This is a genomic window from Thermogladius sp. 4427co (assembly GCF_051933805.1).
Lineage (GTDB): Archaea > Thermoproteota > Thermoprotei_A > Sulfolobales > Desulfurococcaceae > Thermogladius.
Map to the genome: position 1 here is coordinate 233,101 of NZ_CP196893.1, position 14,711 is coordinate 247,811.

Annotated in this window: 16 protein-coding genes; 5 read left to right on the top strand and 11 right to left on the bottom strand. The window is 45.8% G+C overall.

Annotation, left to right across the window (positions count from 1 at the left end; translation table 11 throughout):
- Positions 1 to 38: 38 nt before the first annotated feature.
- Positions 39 to 560 (top strand): hypothetical protein, encoded by a 522-nt coding sequence (locus ACSU1N_RS01200; RefSeq protein ID WP_440059808.1) that lies wholly within the window; start codon positions 39 to 41, stop codon positions 558 to 560.
- Positions 561 to 625: 65 nt separating this feature from the next.
- Entirely contained in the window at positions 626 to 1,777 is a 1,152-nt protein-coding gene (locus tag ACSU1N_RS01205) for a zinc metalloprotease HtpX (RefSeq protein ID WP_440059809.1), read from the top strand.
- Between the two features lie 99 nt (positions 1,778 to 1,876).
- Here ACSU1N_RS01205 and ACSU1N_RS01210 read toward each other — a convergent pair whose 3' ends face one another.
- From ACSU1N_RS01210 to udg, 8 genes are all read right to left on the bottom strand, one after another.
- Positions 1,877 to 2,458 carry a TATA-box-binding protein gene (locus ACSU1N_RS01210; RefSeq protein WP_440059810.1) on the bottom strand — a complete coding sequence of 194 codons (582 nt, stop codon included), beginning with the start codon at positions 2,456 to 2,458 and terminating at the stop codon, positions 1,877 to 1,879.
- Positions 2,459 to 2,585: 127 nt separating this feature from the next.
- On the bottom strand, positions 2,586 to 4,265 hold the full coding sequence (locus ACSU1N_RS01215) for a DUF2070 family protein (protein ID WP_440059811.1): 1,680 nt from the start codon (positions 4,263 to 4,265) through the stop codon (positions 2,586 to 2,588).
- 12 nt (positions 4,266 to 4,277) lie between these two features.
- Positions 4,278 to 4,835, bottom strand: a complete 558-nt coding sequence (locus ACSU1N_RS01220; RefSeq protein ID WP_440059812.1) for a hypothetical protein — start codon at positions 4,833 to 4,835, stop codon at positions 4,278 to 4,280.
- A gap of 69 nt (positions 4,836 to 4,904) precedes the next feature.
- On the bottom strand, positions 4,905 to 5,678 hold the full coding sequence (locus tag ACSU1N_RS01225) for an ATP/GTP-binding protein (protein ID WP_440059813.1): 774 nt from the start codon (positions 5,676 to 5,678) through the stop codon (positions 4,905 to 4,907).
- Between the two features lie 37 nt (positions 5,679 to 5,715).
- The gene (locus ACSU1N_RS01230; RefSeq protein WP_440060316.1) at positions 5,716 to 7,530 is read right to left on the bottom strand and encodes an ATP-dependent DNA ligase; all 1,815 of its coding nucleotides are present in this window, start codon (positions 7,528 to 7,530) and stop codon (positions 5,716 to 5,718) included.
- 136 nt (positions 7,531 to 7,666) lie between these two features.
- Positions 7,667 to 8,815, bottom strand: a complete 1,149-nt coding sequence (locus tag ACSU1N_RS01235) for a hypothetical protein (RefSeq protein WP_440059814.1) — start codon at positions 8,813 to 8,815, stop codon at positions 7,667 to 7,669.
- Between the two features lie 62 nt (positions 8,816 to 8,877).
- Positions 8,878 to 9,660, bottom strand: a complete 783-nt coding sequence (locus tag ACSU1N_RS01240) for a hypothetical protein (RefSeq protein WP_440059815.1) — start codon at positions 9,658 to 9,660, stop codon at positions 8,878 to 8,880.
- Between the two features lie 150 nt (positions 9,661 to 9,810).
- Positions 9,811 to 10,461: a type-4 uracil-DNA glycosylase gene (gene udg / locus ACSU1N_RS01245; RefSeq protein WP_440059816.1), complete on the bottom strand. Its 651-nt coding sequence runs from the start codon at positions 10,459 to 10,461 to the stop codon at positions 9,811 to 9,813.
- 47 nt (positions 10,462 to 10,508) lie between these two features.
- On the opposite strand from udg, the gene ACSU1N_RS01250 reads away from it, so the two are divergent.
- Genes ACSU1N_RS01250 through ACSU1N_RS01260 form a run of 3 tightly spaced genes read left to right on the top strand, consistent with a single transcriptional unit; the run spans position 10,509 to position 11,902 of the window.
- Positions 10,509 to 11,318 carry a GtrA family protein gene (locus ACSU1N_RS01250; RefSeq protein ID WP_440059817.1) on the top strand — a complete coding sequence of 270 codons (810 nt, stop codon included), beginning with the start codon at positions 10,509 to 10,511 and terminating at the stop codon, positions 11,316 to 11,318.
- A gap of 54 nt (positions 11,319 to 11,372) precedes the next feature.
- Complete coding sequence (locus ACSU1N_RS01255; RefSeq protein WP_440059818.1) at positions 11,373 to 11,606, top strand: DUF5622 domain-containing protein; 234 nt, start codon at positions 11,373 to 11,375, stop codon at positions 11,604 to 11,606.
- Positions 11,607 to 11,617: 11 nt separating this feature from the next.
- The gene (locus tag ACSU1N_RS01260; protein WP_440059819.1) at positions 11,618 to 11,902 is read left to right on the top strand and encodes a hypothetical protein; all 285 of its coding nucleotides are present in this window, start codon (positions 11,618 to 11,620) and stop codon (positions 11,900 to 11,902) included.
- A 44-nt stretch (positions 11,903 to 11,946) separates the two neighbouring features.
- On the opposite strand, the gene ACSU1N_RS01265 is transcribed toward ACSU1N_RS01260, so the two are convergent.
- Genes ACSU1N_RS01265 through ACSU1N_RS01275 form a run of 3 tightly spaced genes read right to left on the bottom strand, consistent with a single transcriptional unit; the run spans position 11,947 to position 14,697 of the window.
- Entirely contained in the window at positions 11,947 to 12,285 is a 339-nt protein-coding gene (locus tag ACSU1N_RS01265; RefSeq protein ID WP_440059820.1) for a hypothetical protein, read from the bottom strand.
- On the bottom strand, positions 12,282 to 13,700 hold the full coding sequence (locus tag ACSU1N_RS01270; RefSeq protein WP_440059821.1) for a hypothetical protein: 1,419 nt from the start codon (positions 13,698 to 13,700) through the stop codon (positions 12,282 to 12,284). Before ACSU1N_RS01270 ends, ACSU1N_RS01265 begins: the two co-directional genes overlap by 4 nt.
- Positions 13,684 to 14,697 (bottom strand): hypothetical protein, encoded by a 1,014-nt coding sequence (locus tag ACSU1N_RS01275; RefSeq protein WP_440059822.1) that lies wholly within the window; start codon positions 14,695 to 14,697, stop codon positions 13,684 to 13,686. The genes ACSU1N_RS01270 and ACSU1N_RS01275 overlap by 17 nt, the downstream gene beginning before the upstream one ends.
- Positions 14,698 to 14,711: the final 14 nt, after the last annotated feature.

Genomic DNA, 14,711 nt, shown 5'->3' on the forward strand with positions numbered 1-14,711 from the left:
CCCTAAACATCTGCCGAGGCGTTTATTCCCCGGGTATTTTGAGGGACATTCGCGTAGCTAGCATACTCTTCTCGATCGGCCTACCAGTCTGGGCTGCGGGTGTACTATTATCGATAACAGCCATGGTACCGTTGACCCTATACATTGCGAGGTTAATCAACACTATTAGTTACCTGACTCTTACTCCGGCAACTGTTCTCGCAGAACTCGGCTCCCTCATTCAGTTAGCTGGTTTCATCTACCTGAGAAAGTTTATGAACGCTCTTTCAGCAGACGGCTTCCTAAGGGCTGTAAACACAATGATATCTATTGGATTGCTAACCGGTCTCCTAGCGTCCGCAGTACTTGTTCTACTACCGTTATCGCCACTACTATTCGCAGTAGGCTACGTAGGCCTAGGAGGCTTCTTCCTAAGGCTTGCCAAACAGTGCGGAGATCCAGTGTTCTATGGGGTTGCTACAATATTTCCTCTAAGCATATCTACATTCTATACTCTAAGTGTCGCGGGTTGGGTTATCCTGCTATCCGTGTCGTTGGGCAACTACCGTAGGATCCGGTAGAAAACAAGTCCTGGACTAGTAGGTTTAAACGGTTTTCAACACATAACACCTAGAGAGGTGGTCGCATGAGTTTATTCTACGGATGGTGGTGGTATAATCCGTTAGCGCTAGTATCCCTTATGATAGCCTATATTATTGGAATGCTAGTCATGATCCTAGGCTCCTATTATATAGCACCCAGGATAGCAGGCAAGCTAAGCGGTAAACTATCTCTCAAGGCTTCAATGGCGGTCCTCGGCCTTATCATCATAGCTGGAGGTATAGCCGGAATACTACTGATTACAGGGTTTATACTAGCAGCATTAGGGGTTCAAGGAGACGTATCTCTAGGAGCTTCGATTATCCTAGGGATCGTACTATTTATATTGTTCCTGAATGGAGTAACCTATTTGATCTCTCCATGGCTTATAAATCTAATGTATAGAGCTAGGAAAGACGAATACCTACAAAGGATTGTCAATGAGGTCTCGGAGAAAGCCGGGTTTAGGAAACCGCCTAAAGCAGTAGTAGTAGAAGGCCCTCCGAATGCTTTCGCCTACGGGAATTTCCTAGCCGGGAGATGGGTTGCTGTATCAAGCGAGATGCTTAGGATTACTAGCGAAGACGAGTTGAAAGCAGTAGTAGGCCACGAGCTAGGCCACCATAAACATAGTGATAACGCTATAATGCTCTTCATGGGCATGATCCCGAGCGTCCTGTACTATCTAGGATTAATCCTAATACAGTCAAGTTTCTACAGGGCCGGCCTATCATCTAGGAGGGATAGGGGTAATGGCGGGATAGTCTTCTTGCTAGCAGGGGTCGTAGCTGTGGCTCTCAGCTTCCTAATCCAGATATTAGTACTAGCTTTCAGCAGGCTGAGGGAATACTATGCTGACGCCCACGGCGCTCTCGTAGCCGGGGTCCGCAATATGCAGAGGTCTCTGGCTAAACTCCATATATACTATAATTACAACAAGTACGCTAAGACCATTGTTAGCGAGAGCAAGATTAAAGCATTATTCATCTATGCCTTCACAGAAGCATATGCTAACCCCTACTATCCAGCGTATATACCTAGGCCTCCGGGAGATATGAGAAATGTTGACGTAGACGATGTGATAGAAGAATTGAGAAGAGAGAAGACGGGTCCTGAAGAATTCTTCAGCACACACCCGCCTATACCCAAGAGGATTAGATTCCTAGACCAGCTTTCAGAAAAACCAATTAGAGCATGAATTCAGTGTGAGCTAGAGGTCTTCATCCCTTGTCCGAAGCTGCCCACGTCATCACTAGTTTACTATGATGGGTTTTAGACCAAAATATTTTTTAAAAGGCTACTCTTCCTCCTCGGGCCTAGGCCCGATTATACACCCTAGTTCTTCTAGCTGGCTAGCTATTTTCTTAACCGCTTCCTCAACCTCTCTCTCTTCTTTAGCACCCGTTATAACCATCTTCCCGCTGCTAAAAATCAGTAGGACGACCCTCGGCTCCCTCATCCTATGTATTAAACCCGGGAACTGCTCCGGCTCATACATGCTTTCCTCTAGCATATAAGCTGCCTTCTCTAAGTTAACAAGCGCCCCTATATCTCCGCTAGCAACAATATTCTGTATCTGTATCCTAGGCCTGCCCGTAATCTTGATACCATGCCTCATCATAATCTTAATCATCTTCTTAACTACGTCTACGAGCTCTGCCGTGCTCTTCGTCCCTGTGACCACCATTTTACCAGACCTGAATATCAGGGCTGTAGCCTTAGGTTTATCCATCCTGAATATAAGCCCTGGAAACTGGTCCGGCCTGAACGTTATATTAGGGATCCTTGCTTCAAGTAGGTCTAGGTCTATACCATGCTCTAGTATAACTGTTGCTACAATATTCTCGATACGTGTAGTCGGTTTCACAATAGGCTGCATGTTAAGAACACCGCCTACCCTAAATATTTTCGTTCTAAAGTATTTAAGTATACATTATAAAGCTACTCCACACTATTTGCTATAGAAGACCCCGCCCTTTAGTCTGGGGAGGGGTCGGTAGCTAGGTTTATGAAAATAGTGGGATCAAAATTTTTGATAACATAGGGGATACTACGAAAACGTAGAGTACTAGTAGTATGCTTGTTTCAAGATAGCTTTTCCTAAGAAGATACTCGAGCTCGTAGGCAGCATTATTAAGTAATTTAACTGTGATCCTAGTACTAGACATCTCTAATCCCTCGGAATAGGTGGTTTCCAACAATTTCCTCAATCCTTCCTCAACCTGCCCAAGCCTGTCTATGTCGACGTGGACTGGGATATACGTTACATGCGCTCTCACACCGGTCTCGGTGTGTTCATCGTTTGTGACAACCTCTATTATCCCGCTATACGATTCTTTAAGCTTGTTAATAATAGAATCTCTTACACCAGGAGCCATATTATTACCCCTGAAGTAGACTAGTAGAACAGGGTCTCTACCATCTATACCCTTGACCTCGATCATTCTGAAAACGCCTCCTATAACACCTGGCGATACTATCCTCTGGGTTACCGACCGGACTAGTGTTTTAACAGGCTCCTTCTTCTTCAACCCTTCAACTAATTCAACCGATTTGCGCAGAGCCTCGTCTAAGCCCTCGGTGCTAGGCTTCTTCTCAGCCTCCCTATTATGGGATTCGACGAGGATGAGCTTAGACCCTAATCTACTCTCGAATATTGATGAGTATTTTAGATAAAACGAGTACGGTAGGTCATCAGTCCCGCAACAAGGTCTCGACACGAATAGCATAACGAGTTTGTCGAATACCAAGCCTACGATCCTCCACCCTTTCTCTGTCTCAAGCTCGAAGGAGCCGTGATATAGTAACTCTATGCTATCCCTTTCAGTAACAAGTCTCCGCAAAGCCCCTAATACCCTAGTAGCCTCTTCTCTAGAAGGAATATCCCTGTCGTGTCCTCCGAAACCGTGGAGTACTACCATATTATAATCTCTTGAGAACGTAGATTCAACGAGCTCGGGTAGTAAACTCCCCCCTATGTTCGAGAAAGGCCCGTAGTGGAGATTCGTGCTCAAGAGTATAGTACTCCCTGATTTCAATACGACTAGCTCTGTCTCCCTCTCCGATGCCACGCTATTGAAAAAAGACTCTATTGAGCTATCTTTATCCAGCCAGTTTTTCATGAATAAAGTCCCGATATCAGCCGAGCCTACGCCGCCAACCTTCCTCCTATTAATATACTTGTAGATAACATAGTCTACTAGCGATACTAGGATAGACCCGGCTAGAGAATACGCTATTAAACTAACCTTCTTGACTCCGTGGATAAACTCGTATAATACGATAGATAATGTTGAACCCGCTACAGGTATAGAATACCTCCAGAGACTAGTCCCGTCTAAGCCCAGTATTACCACAGAGAGGAGAGATGCCGACGCTACTACTGAAGCTCTCCAGTCGCCGAGTATGAAACCGTAGAGGAGGACGTAGATTAAAGCTGTTAGACTCAGCCCTAGAATCCTCTTAGTCTTCCAGAAAACTGTTTTCCCATAAAGTCTCGAATAGATATAGAGGAGGGCGAGGACTACCGTGAAATACGTTATGTAGGGTTCTGACGAACTACCCATTAATAAGATAACAGTAGCGAGTAAGAGGATTATAACCCCTGCTAGGAGACGCCAGTGGGGGAGGGAGAATAATACAGTATAGTACCGGCTTACACTCGATCTAGGCTTGTACAGTTTCAAAACTATTCAACCCTATTTCCTTCTACGTCTCATTCTAGCTGCTATTGCTAGGATCAGGAGGACCAGGGTTACCGCAATAGCTATTTGAGGCCCTGCTAGGGCGTTTACCGAGAAATATATCAAGGCTAGGCCGGCTAGTGCTGCTATGATAGATGTTAAAGGCTCGATTATGAGGTAGAACGCTACTATTAGAATTATTGCCAGCAGGAACATTGAAAGAAGGCTTAGCGACAAGTACTTTGCTACTGTAATAGCAACCCATAATCCTGCTACGATAGATAGCGATAGTTTGAACACAGCCCAGCCCGTAATGAAGCCTATTATGAAAGCAATGACAATACCGAGTATTTGAATAACAGTGCCCGTTTTCAAATACGTTAACAATAATAGCGCTAGGTACGCTAGTAAAACCCCGAAACCGACTCCTACGACAACTTTGATCAATAGCTTCCCGGCGAATAGTAAAACAATCCCTGCTAGGAGCAGTATCAAAGCAGTGTAAAAGCCTACCCGGGTGAACTCGCTAACAGGGATATTAAGTAGCTCTCCAAGGCTTAGAAAGATATTCATGGGAGACAGCACCCTGCTTAACTATCATTTTCAAATCCCTAGACTAAAATATTTAACCCGTCTACGTTGCTACGTGAGGTCTCCGCAACCGCAGAAAGCTTCGTGTACTAGGAAGTGGAGGTCTTCGAGACCTTCTCCTGTCACAGCCGATACGGCTACAGCTCTGAAAGCGCCCTGGGTCTTATCCAGCAGGCTCATAAAATCTGACAGGAGGTCTGCGGCTAAACCTCTGATAGCCAGTAATGGCTCTAGCTCGCGCACGCTAAACCTCTTGTCTACCAACGCTTTTAGAGCCTCGATATTCCTCGCTATATCGGATTTGCTGATCACTGGTACTACGTCGAGACCCGTCTTTACCTGTATTAAAAACCCTAGAAGCCACAGCGTTATAGCATCGATTAAATTATCTATCGCCGAAGAATCTATGAGATAGACTATAACCGTATTAGCTAGTCTAGACAGCTCGCTTAAAACCTTGCTTCCAGCAGGTCTCAGGATAAATGCTTCTAGCTGGCCGGGCGTGTCGACTAGTACGATATCCCATTTGCTAACGTCATCGAACGGTCTTCTTGACAATATGGTTTCTAAGCTCTCGCCTACAAGCTCGGCTGCTTTAATAAATGCTCCGTTAGGGCCTAGATTATATTTCTTCATGACATCCTCTAGTGTAAAGAGCTCTCTGATATCGAAGACAGGCTTATACTGTAGTACTTCAGCACCAGGGTCGAGGTTCACGATCGCTACTCTTGTCACCAGCTTCTTCTTCAACCACCTATAATATGATGCTATTAGAGAAGACTTACCCGACCCGGCGACACCGGTAAAAACAGCTATTACAACCATTTACGACACCTGCGGCTTAGCCCGGAAATATTCTATATTACGCTGCTTCTCCTTCACCTGTTTTCTCAGCTATCTTCTTCAACTGCCTCTTGTACATTTCTACGAGCTCGTTTGAAGTAGTAGCATCCTCCGGGCCTTTATCATCCCTCCACCTGATGAACCTAGGGAATCTAATCGAGATACCCGCATCACTCCTAACCTTGCCTAGAGCACATGTGTGTAGCGGGGAGAGGGTTAGCTCCGCCCCTATTATCTCGGCAACCAGCTTGGGGACTACCCATACATCCGGCTCAATATTTGAGACAACCCTAGCAGGCTTCTTGTCAACAATATACGGCTTCAACAGGTCTGGTAGCTTCGCAAGGTCTTCATCGGTGAAGCCGCTACCTACTTTACAGACTGTTTCGAAAACGTCTTTCTCATCGTTGTAGGCAGCCATTAGCAACGCGCCGAACTTCCCTCCCCTCCTGCCTCTGCCATAGAATGCTCCTACTACGACTAGGTCGACCGTATCGATCATCTCGCTCCTGTAATCCCTCTTGAATTTAATCCACAACCAGCCTCTTGTACCAGCCTGGTATATAGAATCCTTGTGTATCGCCTTAACCATTACCCCCTCGGCACCTTCATTAATAGCCTTCATGAAGAATTTCTCTAGCTCCACAGGGTCTTTTACTGTAATATACTCTGCTATATCTAAGCCTTCGGATCTCTCGACTATCCCCTCGAGAACCTTCCTCCTCTCGACGAGCGGTCTAACAGTGTAATCTACTCCATCAGCGTATAATACATCGAATAAGAATACTTTCACAGGGATCTCTTTCACGACAGCATGTACATCATACTTCCTCTTCCTATGCATTAGCTCCTGGAACGGTTTAAACTCCCCTGTGTCAGGGTCTATTGCAACTATCTCACCTTCCACAATAGCCTCGTTTGCTTTAATCCCCTTCCTAACATACTCTACTACATCAGGGTACTGGTGCGTGATATTCTCTAGCCTTCTCGAGAATATGATAACATTGCTCCCGCTCTTGTGTATCTGGGCTCTCTCCCCATCATACTTGTACTCTACGAACCCGGCCCCGCCAACCTTCTCGAGTATCTCCTTCGGGTCGTTATGCCTCTCTGCTAGCATAGGCCTTATCGGGATGCCTACCGTTGGTTTCAGAGCCTTCAATTCCTCAATGCCTTTAATAGCTATTATCTTAGCGACCTCGCCTAGGTCAGCCCTCAGATTGAAAGCTCTCTCTATAATAGGCCTTGCGAAAGAGCCTCCACCGAAAGCTATCGCGAGAGCATCCATTATCGTAGCCTCTCCAACGCCTAGCCTCAGCTTCCCCTCGACGAATCTAACGATATACCTCGCTTCCTTAGGAGAGGCTTCTGTCAACAAGCCTACTAGAAGCCTGATCTTAATATCCTTACTCCCCTCGCCCTGGGCCATAGCGATCCTAGCCAGGGTATCGTATACTCTCTTAACGGTAAGCTCCCTCCTAGAGGATGCGAATGCTAGGAGGCCGGCTGATTTCCTAGCCTTATCCCTGTAGGCTGATAGGAGGGCCTCAGCTGCTTTCCCCAGGTCTCCTAGTGTTTTAGCTGTTTTCTCGACAGAGTCCTCGCTCTGGCCTGTTGCTAACGCAATAGCTTTAATAATAGATTTCTCGGCAACACCAAGCTCCGGCAAGCCCTTCCAGTCAGGCCAGAGCCTTTCTTCTAGGAAATACACTACTTTATCGATAATATCCGGAGGCGTCTTCTTAAACAAGCCTACTAGAATATTCGTCATCTGTGTCCTAGCAGTAATACTCTCTAAAGCCTCGAACGTATCTGCTAAAACCTTGAAAGGCATATCGCTAGCGCTAGCTTCCAAAACCACACACCCCTAGTTTATATTAACGTTTTCAGAGACCTATTAATACATACTACGAATAATTGGTGGAAAAAAGCCCAGGGGTATAGTGGAAAGAGGGAAAAAGAAACCGGGTTTAGCTCTTCCTCTTATTCTTCCTCTTATACCGTAGTAGGGGAAGGATTGTGAATGGCATTGTTATAGCTATCAATACAATCAGTACAAGAAGAAGAATGTCGTTAGCAGGCTGGCCCCGGCTAGTACCAGCCGGGGCCTCGGCTAAGCCTCCACTATAACCGCTCGTTCTATTCACTACACTAGTTGTGGTAACCGTAGTAGTATCAACTGGCCTTGCAGGCTGGCTAGACAGGGTTTCGGTTGCTAAAGGAACTGCCGCTTGTTGGGCGAGCGTGACCGGTAGAGGAGTATCGTCGCCTACGATAATTATCATGTAGTTTAGGGGTTTAAGCCTAGGGAGTAGCTTGTCGGCTACTAGCTCAAGGGCTCCTCTCATAGTCACATTATACATGGATGCGAGGGATTCTAATCTATCACGGTAGGTTATAAACACTGCACCCCATATACCTTGTCCTAATTCTACTACATCATAACCGAAAACATCTTCAATAATTTTTTCTGGTTTCGGAGGTAACAGTCTTGGACCCGGGATGATTTTCAAAAGGATTGACGTATCAGCATCTAGAATCTTCCTCGCTAACTGGGCGACATCCCGTGCGCTAACACTCCTAAGCGTGTGGAATTCTATTACTAAGGGCCTGGTATCGTTAGCTACATATATAAGTATCTCGTCGACAGAGAGTCTCTCATCCAGGGCAATCAAGCTATCTAAACCGTTTCTCACACCTTTCGACCTGAGAACCCTATCGAACTCTTCGCGACCTATAGTGATATATGGTTTGAAAGAGTAGGATACTGTGTAAATCCATGTTCCATTGCTTCGACGCATTAAATACCTATCGGGCTCGCTATATGCTTGAGGAGAGTTCTGTTGGATCATCCTAGCCATAGATTCTTTCTCGAATTTTAGCAGGCATAAGCAAAGCTTAATTGCAATCCATTCCGGATTATCTCCTTCCGGCAGCCATAGAACGTAGACATTCTCCCTGATCTTTTCGAAGAGATCTATCCTGAAAACTATGACGGATAAATTAGTATCTACATGAGATTCGAAAAAGCTACAGGGCTCTAAACTTTGGGGTTTGAGCTCTTGAGACGGGTTAGCGGGCTGTGGAGTATTAGCTAGTACAGGTTGGACAATAGTCATAGCGAAAATAGCAATTATAAATAAAGCTAGACAATGTTTACATAGGTAATTATACATCTTTCTCATGGCGGACACCCGTGCGCACAGATTTGAGCACCACTATCTATTAAAACATCTACGGGATTTCCAATTATCATTTGGATTGAGTCTTCAGTATTCACAAATCCGATCATATGACCGGTTAAAGTAGCATCTTGATCATTCTCTTTGATGAATATTGGTCCTCCTGAATCACCGAGTCGAGCTCTTAGATCACTTGTTGTTATAATTATACGGTCTCGCAGAGCAAATACAAGTGTCCCATTATAAGTCCCAGAAGTTCTACCTGTTATCCAGACAGTCCTATTTAAACAGCAACTTCGGAGCGTCTCTGAATCATAATAGTCTTGGAACACCAGAATGTTGTAAGTTGAACTATTCACTATATTAATAACTGCCGTAGCATATTTTACACCCGGACAGAGCAGTGCTATCAAATAATCTACCCGAGACCGGTTATCTACTACCGCTTTCGCGACTAAAGCTATAGAGGGATAATTGTGTGTTGGCTGATATATGTTTGTATCGACAGGTGGAGCAAGATTCAGGTAGCAATGCCCGGCACTTACTAAGCCTACCCATCCATTATCTTTGACAAAATATCCTAACGTACAATAGTTTGTACCAGTTAGATTCCGCAATGCTATTTGTAGACCGCTTAACACGTACCCGAATTTTGTTGCCCAGTATTCCCCGGTGGGGTAGACCGGCTCCTCTCCAACCACTATATTAGTGGTTCCCGCTAGCACAATTAGAATTGTAAATAGTACTGAGGATATTATGGACTTCACCATCCTTGCCTCCAAACTATTTATGTTTTTTCTACAAGGTAAAAAATTTTTCTAAACCTAGTGAATACTTTGATGAATATAACGTTATATAGTAGCATACAGAGTATTCTTATAATTGGTGATGACTACCCGGCAAGTTTGAGCGCAGGCTATGATATATCAGTGTTACTCTGAGCCCCTGCCTTTCCCCAGGTATTTCAGTAGCCCTGCCGCCTCCCTTCCGAAGGCTTCGTCGACTACTTGTTTGATAACGGTTTTGAAATCCTTCTCTATCTTCTCTCTCAACCCCGGGTTGTATAGTGCTGAAGCAGGGTGGTATGTTGCGACAAGCTTTATTCTCAAACCTAGTATCTCGACGCTCCTAACCCTCCCGTGCTCCTGCGTCATACTAGTCCATTCCAACCCGGCTAGGCTGTATAGGAACCTGCCAGAGTGCCTACCTAGGGCTATAATAGCTTTAGGCTTGATCAACTTTATCTGCCGGATAAGATACGGGGAGCATGCTTCTATTTCTTCATCCGTTGGATCCCTATTGTTCGGAGGACGGCATTTGACAACGTTTGTTATAAACACTTTCTCCCTGCTTAAACCAATAGACTCTAAGAGTTGTGTCAAGTACTGTCCAGCCGAGCCTACGAAAGGCCTACCGGTCTCATCCTCGGTCCGACCCGGAGCCTCCCCTACGAACATAACGGGAGCGTTTAAATCGCCCTCCCCGGGAACAGGGTTCTTCCTGTACCTGTATAGAGGGCATTTAGTACAATGGATGATATCGTCTACGATCCTATCCCAGCTGTCTACCTCATCCTGCCCCACAGGGGAACACCGCTAATACTTAAAAATATCCCCGCGGGTTGATAAAAATGGTGTACCCTATAATTGGAGAGCTGGATGAACGAAGGGTTGAGAGACTCCCGGTTAGAGAGATAGACTGGAGCCTCCTAGGAGAATTAGGAAAAAACTATAGCCAGGACAGTAGGGTGCTGGTGTATCTAGACTTCTTGTCGAGTAGGGATGTAGACCTCCTCCTAGAGTTATCTAGCAGGCATCACGGAGACAGCGTCCTCGTATTCAAGGCTTCTAATCTGCCTGGGCCTAGGAATACGCTCGGGCAGCTGTTTAAAGGCGTTGTAGGCGTCTACGGTAGGGTAGATGAAGTACTCGAACTCCTATCCGGCAATCTACCCGTCTCGGGTATTGAAGTGTTCGAAATAGGGTTGGGCTACGGGTCACTATACAATCTCCTGGTATCACGCCTACCAAAGCCTATTCGAATCCTTGTTTCCGAGCCTGTTAGGATAATTAAATTCGGCCTTGTGGGATTAACCGGTTTTATCGTAAACCTGCTTGTCTCAGGACTTTTCTACTACCTCGGTATCCTCAACCCTTACTACTCTACCCTAGCCGGGTTCGAAGCTAGCACTGTATGGAATTTCGCTCTACACGAGCATTGGACATTCCGCGATCTTTCTTCTAGAAGCGTCAGCCCGGCTTTCTACAGGCTGTTGAAATTCCACGTAGCCTCAGTAGGGAGTCTCGTAACACAGATCGCATGCGTCCACTTAGGGAATGTAGTGCTAGGATTCAATTATACCCTTAGCCTCGCAGCCGGCATAATACTAGGCTTCCTAGTAAACTATGTTGTAAGCAGGTTCTACGCATGGAGGAGCTAGCGTTAATCCTATAAAGCCTCTTAATATACTTTTCATAGGTTAAAGGGTGGTCTCATGGGTTTGAAACACGGGAAGTACGTCTATGCCGAGAGAAGCGACGGCTACTACGTGAAGATACGGCTCCTAGGGATAAGGTTTAGAAAGAAGGGTGAGAACGAAGGCGATATAAATGATCCTTCAAACTACGTGGTTACAACGGTTAAAACGAGGAAGCCCCCTAGCAGAGCAATCGTAGTTAGAGCCCAGGATCTTCCGGACGAGGTTAGGAAGCTCGTAGAGAGCGTATAGGGCCCGGCAGGATGCCTCTCAAAGAAGAGCTAGAGAAACTATTCGAGAAAGTACGAGAAGAGGAGCAGGGAGAGTATAGGATGTTCATCCTATACCAGAAAGGTGAGCCAGCATACATCCTATGCTTCCAGAAGAGTGAGGGCTACCTTGTAGGGAAGATCATACCTTATTCGAAAACCTACTCTCCGGATTGTCATTCTATAGAATACCAGCCCGAAGGGCTCTACATTGTATCGGATAATATTAATGAATTCTTAGTAAAGTTAAAGGCGAAAACCGATAGACTCTCCCTTTAGAGGATCCCAGAGCTCCTAGGCGGGTAACCGGTTACTTTCAGCCCCTACTTCTCTAGGTAGTAGGCGTAAACGCCTGCAAGCCCTAGCCCTGCTAGGATTATTATAAGCTGGATCCTAAAGTCGATCGGTGCTGTTATCAGAGCTATTGATATAGCGGTGAATACGACTCCGAGAGCACCTCTCACACTACGCCTGGAGACATAGTAGCCCTTTTCTCTCTCTAGGAGGACACCGGTTAGAGAAAGCCATACCGATATAGCTAGTAGGCCTGCCCCGAACGATTTAATAGCTGTGGTTGTAAACGAGGCTGATATCCCGATTATAACGGCTATTATAAGAGCGAGGAAATCGTATAGAGCCTTATACTTCAACATAATCCTCACACTACGTATTTAACAATAAACTCCTGGTTTTTAACAGCGATCTTCAGGAGCCCGTTGCAGAACTCTATGTTACCAGCCCGTAGCCTCCCGGGTACGTATATGACTCCACCGACGTCTACAGCTATATTCGTAATCTTATACTTGTCGAAATAGGGCCTCCAGTAACGGTAGAATAATTCCTCAGCTATTTTTCTCGGAGTAAACGGTGGTATAAACCGAGAGCCTGGAGGCGGGTAGGAGTCTCTAATCCTCGATACTATGCTATTCAGACATGTTCCCGCTATGGAATCAAGCTTCTCGGCCAGGGTTTTCCCTTTTAAACTGTCTATAACACCCGTCTCTAGAACTGGTGGATGGGTAACAGGGGTTGTAGCAGGTATTATCGTATTATAAATGTATCCCTTACCTTTTTTACTAAAGAACCCTGTCTGCACGAATGTTATACTGGTTTTCGACAGGTAGAATGGGATATAGTAATCTCCCTCTCCTTCAACGAGTTTAATTGTTGCCGCCCCCAGCCTGGAAGTATTTAGGAGAGAGTATTCTCCTACTAATTCAACCAACCCCTCCTTGCATTCTTCGAAGAGTCTCCTATCCAGATTTTGCAGAGCCTGCAGGTACTCTACAGTCTTAACGTAAGGTTCCAGAGGATCCCTACCGTGTTCAAACCATGTGCCTGCCCAGCGAGCTATCTCTCTAACCACCCTGAACACGGCTCTCTCGGCTGGGTCGATGTTTTCAATACTATTAAGCAATGCCTCGGCTGATTTAGGATTCCTATTCTTTATCTCAGCAAGCGCGTTATATACTGCAGCCGCAGCCCTAAGCCTGTCAACGAATCTCGCCTCGCCTGTGAGCCCTATCATTTCTGCGGCTTCTCTCATATTCTTATATGCCTCAGCATAGTTCTCGTTCCCCGCATTGAAGAAGGCGTTGTTTAAGTAGGCTAGTACATTATAATATGCTATAAGGGTATTGACCATACGGCTATCCTCATCGCCTCCAGCCAATTCCGCCAGACTACTGAGTCTAACCGCTTCCTCAAAGTATTTCTTAGGGTCCTGAGAGGGAGGGCTTGTAAACAATCCTCTTATATCGACTAGACTCTTAGAAAGAGACTTGTAGAGGTCTGCTTTAGCCGATGCGAGAATAGGCGTTATCCTAGGTAGTACGTAAGCCTGGAATAAATGGTGTCTCGCAACCATGTCTGCTACAGTACTAGTGATCACCTGCCTGGGTATAATGCTTGAAACCCATTTCTTAACCTCTTCGAGCAATGCCTCGGTATACTTCTTAGACTCGTCGACCCTATTCCAATACCCGCAGTACTCGCACCTCACGTATTCTTCTCCTGGCTTAGGAGGAGGGAGAGGTGCCCCGCAGTGCGAGCATCTAAGACTATATACCTGGACCACTCCTCCTCATTCCCGCTCTAATAGCAATTACTGAAGCCCTCAACGATTCGATTTCTGCTCTTAAAGCCATTATCTGGGCCATGAGCCTTTCTTCAAGCTTCTTCATTTCTTCGAGAGTCTTATGGTAGTAATAGGTTGAGATCTTGTCGCTAAGCTTGTAGATCGCCCCGTAGCATACTGAGCATACAGCCACCCGCCCTTCTAGAAGCATATTCGGGTCTTCACCACCATAGTTCTTGAGCATATACTTGGTTGTGAAAGTATCTAGGTATATGAAGTTTACCTCCTCTCCCTGTATAGGCCTACCGCATATCCAGCACCTTGTTGCTTTACCGAGCTTGTTAATCTTCTCGCTAACCCTCTTAACGTAGGCATCCGCTTTCGCTGAAGAAGACAGGTATCCCAGGGCTTCCGAATAGATCTCTATTGCTCTAGACGGGTCTTCTTCTTCGACATGGGATGCTTGTATAATCCTGGATACTGCTAGCAGCCTAAAGCCGATAGATTCGAAGGTTTCACGGATATCCACAAGGTCTTCGATAACGAATCTCCCGCTGCCTCCCGATAAGAATTTTTTAGCCGCCTCCTCATACCTGCCTGCTACATCGAGGCTGTAGGCCCGGGGATTGGAGAGGTCCACCTGGGGCAGGCTATACAATACTCTGAGCATCTCGAAATCTCTTATTAGATCCCTGTTCTTAACCTTAGATGCCAGGGCGAGGTCGAACTCGTAGTCTCCATCTATAGAAGCCAACGTCTTTAGAGCCTCATCGAAGTACTCTACTCTTCTCGCTTGAAGCGCCTTATAGATTGTCGCGTACGCGTATGCTTTTATCGCCTCGCGGTTAAGCGTCTCGTCTTTAGACCTAGAAGCTATCTCGTAGGCTTTCATAAAATGCTCTATTGCTTCATCTATCCTACCCTTGTTCCTAGAGTCGAATGCTTTACTCATTTCCTCATCGAATTTCTCGCGATCGCTCTTCCAGAATTTCAGCAATAGAATCCTCTCAA

Coding starts and splice junctions, on each gene's coding strand:
- ACSU1N_RS01205 (WP_440059809.1), top strand. CDS start 626: ATGAGTTTATTCTACGGATGGTGGTGGTATAATCCGTTAGCGCTAGTA.
- ACSU1N_RS01210 (WP_440059810.1), bottom strand. CDS start 2,458: ATGCAGCCTATTGTGAAACCGACTACACGTATCGAGAATATTGTAGCA.
- ACSU1N_RS01220 (WP_440059812.1), bottom strand. CDS start 4,835: ATGAATATCTTTCTAAGCCTTGGAGAGCTACTTAATATCCCTGTTAGC.
- ACSU1N_RS01225 (WP_440059813.1), bottom strand. CDS start 5,678: ATGGTTGTAATAGCTGTTTTTACCGGTGTCGCCGGGTCGGGTAAGTCT.
- ACSU1N_RS01230 (WP_440060316.1), bottom strand. CDS start 7,530: ATGCCTTTCAAGGTTTTAGCAGATACGTTCGAGGCTTTAGAGAGTATT.
- ACSU1N_RS01235 (WP_440059814.1), bottom strand. CDS start 8,815: ATGACTATTGTCCAACCTGTACTAGCTAATACTCCACAGCCCGCTAAC.
- ACSU1N_RS01250 (WP_440059817.1), top strand. CDS start 10,509: ATGGTGTACCCTATAATTGGAGAGCTGGATGAACGAAGGGTTGAGAGA.
- ACSU1N_RS01255 (WP_440059818.1), top strand. CDS start 11,373: ATGGGTTTGAAACACGGGAAGTACGTCTATGCCGAGAGAAGCGACGGC.
- ACSU1N_RS01260 (WP_440059819.1), top strand. CDS start 11,618: ATGCCTCTCAAAGAAGAGCTAGAGAAACTATTCGAGAAAGTACGAGAA.